Raw genomic sequence first — 14,182 nt, 5'->3', positions numbered from 1 at the left:
ATGAGAGCCCTGCCCCTTTCCATTGGCACCATCCACTTTGTCGGCATAGGCGGCATCGGCATGTCCGGCATTGCCGAGGTGCTGCATATGCTGGGTTACGCGGTACAGGGGTCCGACATCGCCGAAAGCGCCAATGTCGCACGCCTGCGCGCGTCGGGCATCCCGGTCACGATCGGCCATGACGCCGCCAACCTTGGCGCGGCGCAGGTGGTCGTGACCTCCACCGCCGTGCAACGCGACAACCCCGAAGTACTGGCCGCGCGCGCGCGCCTGATCCCGGTTGTGCGCCGTGCGGAAATGCTGGCCGAACTGATGCGCCTGCGCTGGTCCGTCGCGGTTGGCGGCACACATGGCAAGACCACGACCACCAGCCTTGTCGCCGCCGTGCTGGAGGCTGCGAAGCTGGACCCCACCGTCATCAATGGCGGCATTATCGAGGCCTATGGCACCAATACCCGCATGGGGTCGGGCGACTGGATGGTGGTGGAAGCAGACGAAAGCGACGGCTCCTTCCTGCGCCTGCCCTCCGTCATCACTGTGGTGACGAACATGGACCCCGAACATCTGGACCATTGGGGCACGGAAGAGGCGATGCAGGCGGCATATGACCAGTTCGTCTCCAACATCCCGTTCTATGGCTTTGCCGTTCTGTGCATCGACCATCCCGCCGTGCAGCAGATGATCCCGCGCCTGTCGGACCACCGGATCGTCACCTACGGCTTTTCCCCGCAGGCCGACATCCGCGCGGAAAAGGTCATTACCGACAAGCTTGGCGCCACGTTCGAGGTGGTCGTCACCAGCCGCAACCGCAACCGTTCACGCCGCGCGGGGCCGTTCCGCCTGCCGATGCTGGGCCATCACAATGTCCAAAACGCGCTGGCGGCCATCGCGGTGGGCGTGGAAATGGAAATTGACGATGCGACAATCCGTTCTGCCTTTGCCGCGTTCAAGGGGGTAAAGCGCCGGTTCACCCGCACGGGGGAAACGGGCGGCATCACCGTGATCGATGATTACGGCCACCACCCCGTGGAGATCGCCGCCGTCCTGAAGGCGGCGCGCCAGGCGGGGGCGAACAATGTCATCGCGGTGATGCAGCCGCACCGGTATTCGCGACTGCAGAGCCTGTTTAACGAATTCTGCACATGCATGAACGATGCTGGCACCGTCATCATCGCCGACGTATATGCCGCAGGCGAACAGCCGATAGAAGGAATGGACCGCGATGCCCTGGTCGAGGGCCTGCGTGAACGCGGGCACCGTTCCGTCGTGCCCCTGCCCGGGCCGGAACATCTTGCTGAAATGATCAATGCGATCGCCCGCCCCGGTGATTTCGTGGTCTGCCTTGGCGCGGGGTCGATCACCCACTGGGCGCAGGCCCTGCCGGGGCAGCTTGCCGAACTGCAATCCGCCCCGTCCGCCCCGGCGGCGCACAAGGGGGAAGATGCGGCGTAATGACACAGGCTGCAACTGGCGCATCTGCCGCCCCCACCCCCGTACAATGGCGCGAGGACCTGATCCGTGCGCTGGTGGATTTCCGCGGGCGCCTTACGCCTGATGCCCCTCTGGGGCCACGGACATGGTTCCGCGTGGGCGGGGCGGCGGAACTGCTGGTGCAGCCGGCCGATGCACGCGACCTCGCCCTTGCGCTGCGCCATATCCCGCTGGAGGTGCCGGTACGCGTGCTTGGCGCCTGTTCGAACACCATCATCCGCGATGGCGGCATTGATGGCGTGGTCATCCGCCTGGGTCGTGGCTTTGCCGACATCGCGCATGACGGCAACGGGCTGATCGCAGGGGCCGCATGCCTGGACATGACGGTGGCGGAACATGCCGCAACCTGCGGCCTTGCGGGGATGGAATTCCTTGCGGGCATCCCCGGCGCGCTGGGCGGGGCGGTGTCCATGAACGCGGGGGCCTATGGCTCGGACATTTCCAACATCCTTGACTGGGTGGAAATCATCACCCGCGATGGCGAGGCCCTGCGCCTGCCGGGCGGGGCGCTGAAGTTCAGCTACCGCCATGCCCTTGTGCCACAGGGGGCCGTGGTGGTGCGCACGCGCCTGTGCGGGCAACCGTCGAACGGCACGGCCATCCGCGAACGCATCGCACAGATCCGCGCCGCGCGCGAAGCGGCACAGCCCGTGCGTGCGCGTACCGGGGGGTCAACATTTCGCAATCCCGCGCCGGACATATCGGACCGCAAGGCATGGGAACTGATCGATGCGGCAGGCTGCCGGGGGCTGACGCTCGGCGGGGCGCAGGTCAGCGAGAAACACTGCAACTTCCTGCTCAATACCGGCGCTGCCACCGCCGCGGAGCTGGAGGAACTGGGCGAGAGGGTGCGCGCGCGCGTGCGCGAACATACCGGCGTGACCCTTGAATGGGAAATCCGACGGATCGGGCGGCCCGCCGCACATCCCCCCGAACAGCCCCCGGACAAGGAGACGCCGGGCAAGGAGACGACAGCATGACACGACAGAATATCTCCGTCCTGATGGGGGGCATGTCGGCGGAACGCGAGGTCAGCCTGAAATCCGGTGCAGGTGTGACGGACGCGCTGCGCTCACTTGGCTATCCGGTGCGGCAGGTCATCGCGGGTGAGGATTTGGGCGCGCTTGTCTCCGACCTTACAACGCACCGCCCCGATGTCGTGTTCAATGCATTGCATGGCAGGTTTGGGGAGGACGGGTCCATACAGGGCGTGCTGGACTGGATGGGCATTGCCTATACCCATTCCGGGGTCCGTACCTCTGCCGTTGCGATGGACAAGGCGGCGGCACGTGCCGTGTTCACGGCGGCGGGCCTGCCGGTGGCGCGCGGGATGGTCGTTGCCATGTCGGAACTGGAGGCTGCGGACCCCCTGCCCGTGCCATATGTCATAAAGCCGCTGAACGAAGGGTCATCCGTCGGGGTGCATATCATCCGCGCGGGTGCGAACACCCGCGCCAGCATCGCCCGGTCATGGCGGTTTGGAACTTCCGCACTGGTTGAGGAGTTCATACCGGGACGCGAACTGACAGTAGGTGTGATGGGCGACCGGGCGCTGACCGTAACCGACATCACGCCACGCGATGACGGCGGGAACGGCTTTTATGATTATGACGCCAAGTACCAGCAGGGCGGGTCATCGCATGTACTGCCCGCGCGCATCCATCCCGATGCGTTCGAACACGCCCGCGCGCTCGCGCTTGCGGCGCATCGGGCGCTGGGATGCCGGGGGGCGTCACGCACCGATTTCCGTTATGACGATACCCGCGATCCCGACGGGGCCGGACGCCTGGTCATACTGGAGACCAATACACAGCCCGGCATGACCGAAACCTCGCTTCTGCCGGAACAGGCGGCGGCGTGTGGCGTGGCCTATCCGCAGCTATGCCAGTGGCTGGTGGAACAGGCGACCTGTCGTACATGAAGCGGGCGGCCGACAACCTGAATGACCGCCCATCGCGGCTGTCCATCTTCGTACGTCGGCAGAAGCGGCTGATCCGTCCTGCGCTGCTTACCCTCGTGCTGTGCGCCGTGGGGGCGGGATGTGTCGCATTCGCCCATCGCCTGGGGTCGGATGAACGTTTTGCCCCCTTGCGCGCACGCATTGTCAACATGCTGCCGCTGCGTATCACGAACATCACGGTCACGGGCAACGAACTGACGGGGGATGACGCCCTTCAGGATGCGCTTGGCGTGCGCAGGGGGGACTTCATCCTCGGCTTCTCGCTCAATGCCGCGCGGCAACGGATCGACGCCCTGCCGTTCGTGGACCATTCCGTGATCGAACGCCACCTGCCCGATACGATCATCATCCACCTGATCGAACGCCGCCCCTTTGCGGTATGGCAGAACCACGGGCATTTCATGCTGATCGACCGCGAAGGCAATCAGGTGCGCGATCAGGGCATGACCGGCAAGGATGCACAGGCGTTCATGCAGCTTCCGCTGGTGGTCGGGCCGGACGCCAACATTGCCGCAGCCGCGCTGATGGATGAACTCTCCGCGCAACCGGAAGTACGTGCCCATGTCGCGGCGGCCGTACGCGTGGGGCAACGACGGTGGAACCTAACACTGCGCGACGGCACGGTCGTACTCCTGCCCGAAGGGGAAGAAGTCCCCGCGCTCAGGCGGCTGGCGCAGATGCAGCAGGACATGCGCATTCTCGAACGTCCCGTCCTCTCCATCGACATGCGCCTGCCCGACCGCCTGATCATCCGCGAGCCCCCGCACCCCGCAGGCAATGACAATACGCCCCCCGGCACGGCAGCCCCCAGCGGGTTGCCCGCCCCAGACATGCCATGGACCCGCCCGGACATGGCCAATGTGCGGAGACGTGCATGAGTAACCTGATCATCCGCCCCGATCCCCCCACCGCCCCACAGCGTACGCCCGCCGTACCCGCTGTGCCAGCCCTGCGGCAGGCTGCCCCGGTTCCCGCCCTGCCGAACACGGCACGGCGCGACCGGCGCGCGGTGACGAACATCATCCCGATGGCGGAGGACCGCCCCCAGCGCAAGCTGCGTTCCGGCCTGTTCAGCGTGCTGGACATCGGTTCGACCAAGATCGTGTGCCTGATCGGCAAGGGGGAGCCGGACGGATCGCTGCGGGTGCTTGGCCATGGGTGGCGCCGCTCGCACGGCGTGCGCTGTGGCGGGATTGTCGACCTCAAGGAAGCAGAAGCCGCGATACGTGCCGCCGTGGGACAGGCCGAAGACATGGCGACCCTGCGCAAGGACGAGATTTTCATCAACCTGTCATGCGGCCATCCCGAAAGCCGCCACCTCAACATCCGCTGGCCCATCGGCGGGCGCGAGATCGGGGACGCGGACATGCGCCGGATCACGACCGAAGGACGCATGCGCGCCCTGACGGAAGGACGTTCGGCCATCCATACGCTGCCGCTGGATTACGCCGTGGACGAAACGCAGGGCGTGCCTGACCCGCGCGGCCACCTGTGCGATCACCTCTCCGCGCGCATGCATGTGATCGACGCCAACACCACGGCGCTGCGTAATGTGGAGGCAGTGCTGTCGCGTGTGGACCTGACGATCGCGGGCATGGTCTCTGCCCCGCTGGCATCCGGTCTTGCCGTCCTGAATGAGGAGGAGCGCGACCTTGGCGTCACGGTGGTGGATATGGGCGGGGGCACCACCTCCATCGCCGTATTCAGCGAAGGCAGGCTGATCCATACCGCCAGCATCCCCATCGGCGGTCAGCACATCACGCGTGACATTGCCCATGGCCTGTCCACCTCCATCGACAATGCGGAACGGCTTAAGACCATGCACGGGTCAGCCGAAATCTCCTCCGGCGATGATCAGGAAATGGTGCTGGTGCAGCTTATTGGCGACAACGACCATCATTATGTCAGAATTCCCCGCTCTAGGATCGTCTCCATCATTCATCCGCGCGTGGAGGAAACACTGGAAATGGTCAATGACCGCCTGGAAATGGCCGGGCTGGGGCCTGCCGCCGACGGGCGTGTCGTCCTGACGGGTGGCGGTTCCCTGCTGGAGGGAATCGGCCCGATGGCGGCGCGTGTCCTTAACCGGCGCGTCCGACTTGGTCATCCACGCCATATCCATGGCCTGCCGGAAAACCCGGCGACATGGCCGATGTTTGCGACGTCCGCCGGTCTGCTTGCATGGGCGGCAGGTGCGGGCGACGCGCTGAACGATACGGGAATCAGCGATGTACGCCCGACCGGCCTGTTCCGACGTTTCGTCGATTTCATCCGCGACAGGGTATGATATTAACGATAAAGTCTTTATTTAATACCCGATAAGCAAGCGCACAATGCGCGCCCCCATCCACCCATCCCTCGCCTTCGGGAGCCGACCATGACCCTGAATCTGACCATCCCGCAGCAGAACCATTCGGATTTCACCCCACGCATAACGGTGTTCGGGGTTGGCGGCGGTGGCACCAATGCCGTTGACAACATGATCAACATGCAGTTGCAGGGCGTGGAATTCGTGGTGGCCAACACCGATGCGCAGCAATTGTCCCACAGCAAGGCCGATCGTCGCATCCAGCTTGGCCCTCATCTGACGCAGGGGCTTGGCGCGGGGGCAAAACCCGAAATCGGGCGGGCCGCAGCCGAAGAAGCATGCGACGAACTGTCGCGCCACCTGGATGGCGCGCACATGATCTTCATCACCGCCGGGATGGGGGGGGGCACGGGCACGGGGGCGGCGCCGGTCATCGCCCGCATGGCGCGCGAACGCGGCATCCTGACGGTGGGCGTCGTGACCAAGCCCTTCACCTTCGAAGGTGGCCGCCGTGCCAAGTCGGCGGATGCGGGGATTGCCGAACTCCAGCAGTTTGTCGATACGCTCATCGTCATTCCCAACCAGAACCTTTTCCGGCTGGCCAATGAACGCACCAGTTGGCAGGACGCGTTCAAGATGGCCGACAACGTCCTGTATATGGGCGTACGTGGCGTGACCGACCTGATGATGGCGCCGGGGCTGGTCAACCTCGACTTTGCCGACATCCGCACGGTCATGGCGGAAATGGGCAAGGCCATGATGGGCACGGGCGAGGCGGAGGGTGAAAATCGCGCCATCGCCGCCGCCGAAGGGGCGATTTCCAACCCGCTGCTCGAAGACACGTCGATGGGTGGCGCGCAGGGCCTGCTGATCAACATCACGGGGGGCGAGGACCTGACCCTGTTCGAGGTGGATCAGGCCGCCAACCGCATCCGCGAGGAAGTGGCGGACGACGCCAACATCATCTTCGGTTCCGCGATCGACCCGAACCTGAATGGCCGCATCCGCGTATCCGTGGTAGCGACAGGCATCGAAAGCGCGACGGACCACGCCAAGGCCGCCGCCGCGGCACCGCCGCCACCCGCGGCAACCCCTGTGGCAGAAAGCGCGCAGCAGCAGCCCCCCGCCCCGGCACAGGCGACGGCACAGGCGGCACCGCCCGCCACGCCCCCCATGGGACAGCAGCCCCCCGCCGCCCCGCCGATGGGGGCGGCAGCACCGCAACATCTGTCCGCCGGGGCCACACCGCTGCGTCAGCCCAACATGCCCCCTTCGGCCCCGTCCCCGCATACGGTGCCACAACAGGTGGCACAGGCGCAGCGCGGGTCGCCGCGTTCATCGCTGTTTTCCGATGGGGCCAAGGCCACCGTCACCGAACCGCCGCAGCCGCAGCGCAACCTGTTCGGCATCGTTACCGGCGCGCTGCGCCGCCGTTCGGCCACCCCGCAGCAGCCGGAACCGCAGGCCGCCCCCCCGGCCCAGACGGAGCGGACCGAACCGTCCCTGCCGCAGGGGCAGTCACGCCCCCCCCAGGGCAGCGCACCACAGGGCAGCGCCCCCCCACAGGGCAACGGCGGCACGCCTGATGACAATGGCCTCGACATTCCCGCATTCCTGCGTCGCGGATAATCGAAAAAAACACCAGCCGGGCATGGCGTTGCAGAATGTAACACCATGCCCGGCCATGTTTTTTCACGTGTCTGGACATGGTAACGCTTGGCAATAATCATTGACTGGTGAAACCGGACACGTCGGGCCTACTATTCCCTCACCTGCTCCGTAGCCAACATATTCACCTGTATCGAGGGATGCGCACAATGGATGGCATGTCGATAGGTCCGCGTGAACTTAGCGATTCGTGCGTTACCGAAACGGTCATGCCCCGGCCCGACGCGCCTGATGCCATGTGGCAGCACACGTTGCGCCGCCCCATCAGCAGCATCGGCACGGGCCTGCATACCGGGCGGCGCATTGCGCTGTCTCTGGTCCCCGCCCCCGTCGATACGGGCATCATTTTCCGTCGCACCGACCTTGATGGCCGCATCATCCCTGCCGTTTACGACCATGTGGTCGATACGCGGCTCAGTACGGTTATTGGTGATGCGGCGCCGTCTTCGCCCCTGCGGGTGGCGACCATCGAACACCTGATGTCCGCCCTGTGCGGATGCGGGATCGACAATGCGTATATCGACCTCGATGGACCAGAAGTGCCGGTCTTTGATGGTTCGGCATCCGAATTCATGTTCCTTCTGGACTGCGCCGGGCGTGAACGCCAGGCCGCCGCCCGCCCCACGCTGGAGATCCTGCGCACCGTGCGGGTGGAGGACGGGGACGCGTTCGCCGAACTGTCCCCCCCCACGACCGATGGCCTGACCATCAGCATGTCGATCGAATTTGCGGCACCGGCCATCGGGCGGCAGATATTTTCCGCACGGGTCTGTGCCTCTTCGTTCCGGCGTGACCTTGAAAACTGCCGCACATTTACCCTGCGTCACGAAATTGATGCGTTGCATGCGGCGGGGCTTGCACGGGGGGGATCACTGGAAAACGCAATCGTTGTCGATGGCGACCGCATCCTCAATCCCACCGGGTTGCGCAGGCCGGACGAATTCGTGCGCCACAAAGTGGTTGATGTGATTGGCGATCTTTACCTGTCCGGCGCGATGATCCACGGCGATTTTCATGGGCATAAATCAGGGCACACCCTGAACAACCGCCTGTTGCGGGCATTGATGGCCGATACGACCGCATGGCGCCTGCATGGCGCCCCCCTGCACAAGGGGCAGATCGGTCGCGTCGCCGCATGAAGCACATGAAAACGATACGATGCTCTTCACCACGCTTGCGCACATGATATAAAGCACGCGCAACTGGAAGAGCCGGCATGTCACCACGCAGAACTCGACACTCCCTCCTTCTCCGCCGACTTGGTGGCATCGCGCCGCGCCTGCTGGGCCTGCCCGCGCTGGCTTTCCTTGCGGCGTGTAACGGCAACAGCGCGATCATGGAGCATGCGCCCCGCGTAGGATCGGCAGAAACCCTGTATAATCATGGTGTTGATGCCCTGCGCACCAACCGCTATGTCCTTGCGACCATCCAGTTCGACGTGCTGCAACGTAACTATCCCTACTCCCAATACACTGCCAATGCACAGTTGATGGAGGGGTATTCCGACTATCTGCAGAGCAAGTATCCCGAGGCGGTGCAGCAGCTCGACCGATTCCTTGAACTGCATCCCACCAGTTCTGATGCCGCCTATGCCTTCTATCTGCGTGCGCTGTGCTATTATGAACAGGTCGCCGACGTACAGCGTGACCAGCAGGGCACCATCGAATCGATGGATGCGCTCGAAGAGGTCATCACACGCTTTCCGCAGACACCTTATGCCCGCGATGCACAGTTGAAGATCGATCTGTGCCGCGACCATCTTGCGGGCAAGGAAATGCTGGTCGGGCGTTTCTATCAGGAACAGCGCAATTACCAGGCGGCGGTCAACCGCTACCAGCGTGTGGTGCAGGATTTCCAGACGACCAACCATGTGCCAGAAGCACTTGAACGCCTTGTGGAGGTGTATCTCGACCTCGGGCTGCTGGAACAGGCGCGCAAGACGGGGGCGGTGCTGGCCTATAACTACCCCGACAGCAAATGGTATCACGACGCCTATGACCATCTGCGTGACCATCACCTCATCAAGGGCGTCCCCCCCCGCGCCAGCAAGCAGGGACGCAACGCATTTTCGCGGGCATGGCATTCGATCTTCTAGGGCATATCCTGTTTGAATGCGTGCATTCAAACAGGCGAAGATGCTCGTAAAAACCATAAACCGGAGCATTTTCACCGAACCGGTTTTCGGTGGAAATGCTCTAGGTCGCGCCCATTGTGCCTGACCTGATGATCGGATCATCCGCATGCTGACACATCTCTCGATTCGCGATGTCGTCCTGATCGAGAAGCTCGACCTGTCCTTTATCGCCGGGCTGACGGTGCTGACGGGGGAAACGGGGGCCGGGAAATCCATCCTGCTCGACAGTCTCGGCCTCGCGCTTGGCGAACGTGCCAGCGCGTCGCTGGTGCGCGCGGGCACGGAACAGGCCAGTGTCAGCGCCAGCTTTGAAATCGCAACCGACCATCCGGTGCATGCGCTGCTCGCGGAACAGGGCATCGCCATAGAGGAACCCGCAGAGCCGATCCTGCTGCGCCGCATCGTGACGGTGGACGGACGGTCGCGTGCCTATATCAATGACCAGCCGGTCGGCGTGACGCTGCTGCGCCGTGCGGCTTCGCTTCTGGTGGAAATCCAGGGACAGCATGAACAGATGGGGCTTGCGGATCAGGGCACCCATCTTGACCTGCTTGACGCCTTTGGCGTGCCCGGCGCCTTGCGCACGAACACCGCACGCGCCTATCGCGCCTGGATCGAGGCGACGGCGGCACTTGCCGCCGCGCGTGCGGAAATGGAAAGTGCGGCGCGGGAGGAAGACTGGCTGCGTCAGGCCGCCGATGACCTGTCCACCCTTGCCCCGATGGAGGATGAGGAGACACACCTTGCGGGCATGCGCCAGTCATTGCAGCAGGGAGAGCGCCGGGCCGAAGCGATTGCCGCCGCCCTGAGTGATCTGTCCCCGCGCGAACGCCGCGGTGTCAGCCCCGCATCTGCCCTGCGCAACGCCAGCCGTGCGCTGCAACGCCTGCTGCCCACACCGACCGACCTCAATCCCGGCGCGATCGGGGCGGAAGAGCAGGCCGCGGCACAGGAGGCGCTCAATGCGCTCGAACGCGCGGAAGAAGCGCTTGCCGAAGCAGAAAGCCTGCTTTCACGCCTTGCCTCCGACGCGCAGGCTGATCCGCGCCTGCTGGAACAGACCGAGGAACGGTTATTTGCCCTGCGTGCCGAAGCGCGCAAGCACGGGGTTTCGGTGCCGGAGCTGCCCGGGCTGCTTGCCGCGTTCAACGAACGGCTTGGCGCACTGGATTCAGGCAATGCCCGCATCGAGGTGCTGGAGGCCGCGATGGCGGAAACCCGTGCGAAGTTCGAGGACACGGCGCAGAAACTGACGGCCGCGCGCGAAAAGGCCGCACGCCGTCTGGAAACGGCCGTGATGGCGGAACTGCGCCCGCTGCGTCTGGAACGCGCGCGTTTCATTGTCGAACTCCTGCCCCTCCCGCCCGAGGCATGGAACCTGCGCGGCAAGGAGCAGGCATCCTTTCTGATCGCCGCCAACCCCGGCCAGCCCCCTGGACCATTGGCCAAGGTGGCGTCGGGCGGTGAACTGTCACGCTTGATGCTGGCGCTCAAGGTCGTACTGGCGGGACGTTCGGCAATTCCCACGCTGGTGTTTGATGAGGTTGATTCAGGCGTGGGCGGGGCCACGGCATCGGCCATCGGGGAACGGCTGTATATGGTCGGGCGCGATGTGCAGGTGCTGGTTGTCACCCACAGCCCGCAGGTCGCGGCACGGGGGGATGCGCACCTGCGCATCAGCAAGAAGGTGGTGCGCGACCGGACCGAAACCCATGCAGCCCCCCTCGACAATACGGCACGGCTGGAGGAAATCGCCCGCATGCTCTCTGGTGACACGATCACACCCGCCGCGCGCGCCGCTGCCGACAGCCTTCTGAAAGGGGAATGACATGACGGAATCCGCCAAGGACCTGGCGCGGTCCTGTCAGGACATCCTTGCCCGCGCGGCGGGGCCGGACATGTCGGCATCGCAGGCGGCGAGCGAACTTGCGCTGCTGGCGGATGTGATCGCGCGACTGGATCGCGCCTATCATCAGGATGACGCACCGGTCGTGACCGATGCGGTGTATGATGCGTTGCGTCGGCGCAATAGCGAACTGGAACAGGCCCATCCGCACGAACGCCGTGACGACAGCCCCGACACCCGCGTGGGCGCGGCACCTTCTGGCGCATTTCGCCGCCATCGACACCTGACGCCGATGCTGTCGCTGGACAATGTGTTCAGCCGGGAGGAATTCGAGGGCTTCATCAGCCGCGCCGCGCGCTTCCTCGGGCTTGACGATGCGCAGGCCACACAGCTCGACTTCGTGGCCGAACCCAAGATCGACGGGCTGTCGATCAGCCTGACCTATGAAAATGGGCATTTCGTGCGCGGCACCACCCGTGGTGACGGGACCGAGGGGGAAGACGTTACCGCCAATCTGCGCACGCTGCGCAACCTGCCGCAGCAGTTGCACGGCCCCGCCCCCGACCTGATTGAAATCCGGGGGGAAGTGTTCCTGGCCAAATCCGACTTTCTGACGCTTAACGCGGCACAGGTTGCGGCGGGACAGAAACCCTTTGCCAACCCACGCAATGCCGCGGCCGGGTCGCTGCGCCAGCTTGACGCCGAAATCACGCGCCAGCGTCCCCTGTCGCTGTTTGCCTATGCCGTGGGATATTGCAGTGCCCCGGTGGCCGACACCCATGACCTGTATCTGCGACAGCTTGGGGAATGGGGATTCGCGGTCAGCCCGCTGTGTACGCGGGTCGCGAATGAGGCGGAGGCCGAAGCGTTCATGGAACGGATTGCACGCGAACGCTCCGCCCTTGATTACGACATTGACGGTGTGGTGTACAAGATCAACGAACGCGCGCTTCAGGAACGCCTTGGCTTTGCCGGGCGGGCGCCGCGCTGGGCCGTGGCGTGGAAGTTTGCCGCTGAACAGGCCATTACACGCCTGACGAAGATCGATATCCAGGTGGGTCGTACCGGGGCACTGACGCCTGTTGCCATTCTGGAACCGGTGAACGTGGGCGGCGTGATTGTCACCCGCGCCAGCCTGCATAACGAAGATGAAATCGCCCGCAAGGATGTGCAGGAAGGCGACCTTGTGCGCATACAGCGCGCAGGCGACGTCATTCCGCAGGTTCTCGACGTCGTGCTGCCACGTGACCATTCCCCCCACCCGTTTGTCTTCCCCCATGTCTGCCCCGTCTGTCATGCCCATGCCGAACGCCCCGAAGGCGAGGTTGTATGGCGGTGCTCCGGCGGATTGACGTGCCCGGCGCAACTGGTGGAGCGGCTGATCCATTTCGTGTCGCGCGATGCCTTCGATATCGAAGGGCTGGGTGATCGTACGATTGCCGAATTCCACGCCGACGGGCTTCTGGGCACACCGGCCGACATCTTTCACCTGCCCACGCATGAAGAAGCCATTGCGGTGCGTCCCGGATGGGGCACGCTGTCGGCGCGTAACCTGATGAATGCGATCGCGGCGCGGCGGACGATTTCACTGTCACGCTTTATCTACGCCCTGGGCATCCGTCGCATCGGCATCAACACGGCGCGACTTCTGGCGCGCCATTACGGGTCGTATGACAACTGGCACCAGCAGATGTTGCGCGCGACGACCGTGGGATCGGACGAACGGCTCGAACTGGGCAGCATCACCGGAATCGGCACTGCCATTGCCGACGAACTGGTGGCATTTTTCATCGAGGCACATAACCGCCAGACGCTTGAGGATCTGACACATGTGCTGGAGGCCATCACGGACGAGGAAATGCTTGCGGCGGGGGAACTGTCGGGCAAGGTCATCGTCTTTACCGGCACGCTGACGACCATGAGCAGACCCGAAGCCCGCGCCATTGCCGAACGTATGGGCGCGCGCGTCTCTGACAGTGTATCGCGCAAGACGGACATCGTCGTACTGGGCGAAAAGGCAGGGTCAAAGGCACGCAAGGCGGCGGAACTGAACCTGCATACCGTGGACGAGGCCGGGTGGCGCAGCCTTGCCGGGCTGCCACAGGTCTCATGAATATCCTGTGAATATCCTGCGATCATGACCCCCCTCCCTGCCATCGACGGTCGCGACGCCCTGCTGATTGTCGATGTGCAGAATGATTTCCTGCCCGGCGGCACCCTGGCTGTGGCACAGGGCGGGCGGATCATCCCGATCATCAACCGCCTGCAGGACCTGCCATTTGGTCGGATCGTGGCGACCCAGGACTGGCATCCACGCGGTCATGTCTCCTTCACGGCGGACAATCCCCCCGCCCCCGACCGGTGGCCCGAACACTGCGTCGCCGCAACATGGGGGGCTTCCTTTCCCGATACGCTGGCGCAGGCACATATCGGACTGGTGCTGCGCAAGGGCATGCAGCGCGACATCGACAGCTATTCCGCGTTCCGCGACAACGAAGGCGGGCATGAAAGCGGACTTGCGCCCTGGCTTGCGGCCTGTGGCATCCGGCGTGTTTTTGTCTGTGGCATCGCGCTGGAATACTGCGTGCGGGCCAGCGCCCTGGACGCAGTGACGGACGGGTTCGACACTTTTGTACTCGACGATGCGTGCGCCGCGATCAATGATGACAGGCGTGATGTCCATCGTGCCCTGCGTGACGGGGGGATCGGCATCATCATCACGCGCGATCTGCTGGAGGGCAACGAAACTTCATAACTCAAAGACGACACGACGCC

At 64.3% G+C, this 14,182-nt stretch carries 11 protein-coding genes; all 11 read left to right on the top strand.

The window, feature by feature from the left end:
* The 11 genes from murC (at position 1) to IFJ82_RS06400 (ending at position 14,162) form a co-directional block, all read left to right on the top strand.
* Positions 1 to 1,452, top strand: coding sequence for a UDP-N-acetylmuramate--L-alanine ligase (gene murC, locus IFJ82_RS06450; RefSeq protein ID WP_003620573.1), 1,452 nt, complete (start codon positions 1 to 3; stop codon positions 1,450 to 1,452).
* Positions 1,452 to 2,471, top strand: a complete 1,020-nt coding sequence (murB, locus tag IFJ82_RS06445) for a UDP-N-acetylmuramate dehydrogenase (protein ID WP_225578802.1) — start codon at positions 1,452 to 1,454, stop codon at positions 2,469 to 2,471. The genes murC and murB overlap by 1 nt, the downstream gene beginning before the upstream one ends.
* Positions 2,468 to 3,412, top strand: coding sequence for a D-alanine--D-alanine ligase (locus IFJ82_RS06440; protein WP_192266020.1), 945 nt, complete (start codon positions 2,468 to 2,470; stop codon positions 3,410 to 3,412). The genes murB and IFJ82_RS06440 overlap by 4 nt, the downstream gene beginning before the upstream one ends.
* The gene (locus IFJ82_RS06435) at positions 3,409 to 4,329 is read left to right on the top strand and encodes a cell division protein FtsQ/DivIB (protein ID WP_062809048.1); all 921 of its coding nucleotides are present in this window, start codon (positions 3,409 to 3,411) and stop codon (positions 4,327 to 4,329) included. The genes IFJ82_RS06440 and IFJ82_RS06435 overlap by 4 nt, the downstream gene beginning before the upstream one ends.
* Positions 4,326 to 5,738 (top strand): cell division protein FtsA, encoded by a 1,413-nt coding sequence (ftsA, locus tag IFJ82_RS06430; protein WP_052955185.1) that lies wholly within the window; start codon positions 4,326 to 4,328, stop codon positions 5,736 to 5,738. The genes IFJ82_RS06435 and ftsA overlap by 4 nt, the downstream gene beginning before the upstream one ends.
* A 90-nt stretch (positions 5,739 to 5,828) precedes the next feature.
* On the top strand, positions 5,829 to 7,388 hold the full coding sequence (gene ftsZ / locus IFJ82_RS06425) for a cell division protein FtsZ (RefSeq protein WP_192266018.1): 1,560 nt from the start codon (positions 5,829 to 5,831) through the stop codon (positions 7,386 to 7,388).
* 188 nt (positions 7,389 to 7,576) lie between these two features.
* Entirely contained in the window at positions 7,577 to 8,566 is a 990-nt protein-coding gene (gene lpxC, locus IFJ82_RS06420) for a UDP-3-O-acyl-N-acetylglucosamine deacetylase (RefSeq protein ID WP_192266016.1), read from the top strand.
* 77 nt (positions 8,567 to 8,643) lie between these two features.
* Positions 8,644 to 9,522, top strand: coding sequence for an outer membrane protein assembly factor BamD (locus tag IFJ82_RS06415; protein WP_003620583.1), 879 nt, complete (start codon positions 8,644 to 8,646; stop codon positions 9,520 to 9,522).
* A gap of 145 nt (positions 9,523 to 9,667) precedes the next feature.
* Positions 9,668 to 11,389, top strand: coding sequence for a DNA repair protein RecN (recN, locus tag IFJ82_RS06410; RefSeq protein WP_192266014.1), 1,722 nt, complete (start codon positions 9,668 to 9,670; stop codon positions 11,387 to 11,389).
* A 70-nt stretch (positions 11,390 to 11,459) separates the two neighbouring features.
* A complete protein-coding gene (ligA, locus tag IFJ82_RS06405) occupies positions 11,460 to 13,520 on the top strand; it encodes an NAD-dependent DNA ligase LigA (protein WP_192266364.1) in 2,061 nt (686 codons plus the stop codon).
* Between the two features lie 24 nt (positions 13,521 to 13,544).
* Positions 13,545 to 14,162 (top strand): nicotinamidase, encoded by a 618-nt coding sequence (locus IFJ82_RS06400; RefSeq protein ID WP_192266012.1) that lies wholly within the window; start codon positions 13,545 to 13,547, stop codon positions 14,160 to 14,162.
* The last annotated feature ends 20 nt before the right edge of the window (positions 14,163 to 14,182 follow it).

Source organism: Novacetimonas hansenii (assembly GCF_014843995.1).
Taxonomy (GTDB): domain Bacteria; phylum Pseudomonadota; class Alphaproteobacteria; order Acetobacterales; family Acetobacteraceae; genus Novacetimonas; species Novacetimonas hansenii.
This window is presented reverse-complemented; position numbering and strand designations above follow the sequence as displayed.

Bases quoted from the DNA above. Each gene is read 5' to 3' on its own strand.
- murC (WP_003620573.1), top strand. From the start codon at position 1: ATGAGAGCCCTGCCCCTTTCCATTGGCACCATCCACTTTGTCGGCATA.
- murB (WP_225578802.1), top strand. From the start codon at position 1,452: ATGACACAGGCTGCAACTGGCGCATCTGCCGCCCCCACCCCCGTACAA.
- IFJ82_RS06440 (WP_192266020.1), top strand. From the start codon at position 2,468: ATGACACGACAGAATATCTCCGTCCTGATGGGGGGCATGTCGGCGGAA.
- IFJ82_RS06435 (WP_062809048.1), top strand. From the start codon at position 3,409: ATGAAGCGGGCGGCCGACAACCTGAATGACCGCCCATCGCGGCTGTCC.
- ftsA (WP_052955185.1), top strand. From the start codon at position 4,326: ATGAGTAACCTGATCATCCGCCCCGATCCCCCCACCGCCCCACAGCGT.
- ftsZ (WP_192266018.1), top strand. From the start codon at position 5,829: ATGACCCTGAATCTGACCATCCCGCAGCAGAACCATTCGGATTTCACC.
- lpxC (WP_192266016.1), top strand. From the start codon at position 7,577: ATGGATGGCATGTCGATAGGTCCGCGTGAACTTAGCGATTCGTGCGTT.
- IFJ82_RS06415 (WP_003620583.1), top strand. From the start codon at position 8,644: ATGTCACCACGCAGAACTCGACACTCCCTCCTTCTCCGCCGACTTGGT.
- recN (WP_192266014.1), top strand. From the start codon at position 9,668: ATGCTGACACATCTCTCGATTCGCGATGTCGTCCTGATCGAGAAGCTC.
- ligA (WP_192266364.1), top strand. From the start codon at position 11,460: ATGTCGGCATCGCAGGCGGCGAGCGAACTTGCGCTGCTGGCGGATGTG.
- IFJ82_RS06400 (WP_192266012.1), top strand. From the start codon at position 13,545: ATGACCCCCCTCCCTGCCATCGACGGTCGCGACGCCCTGCTGATTGTC.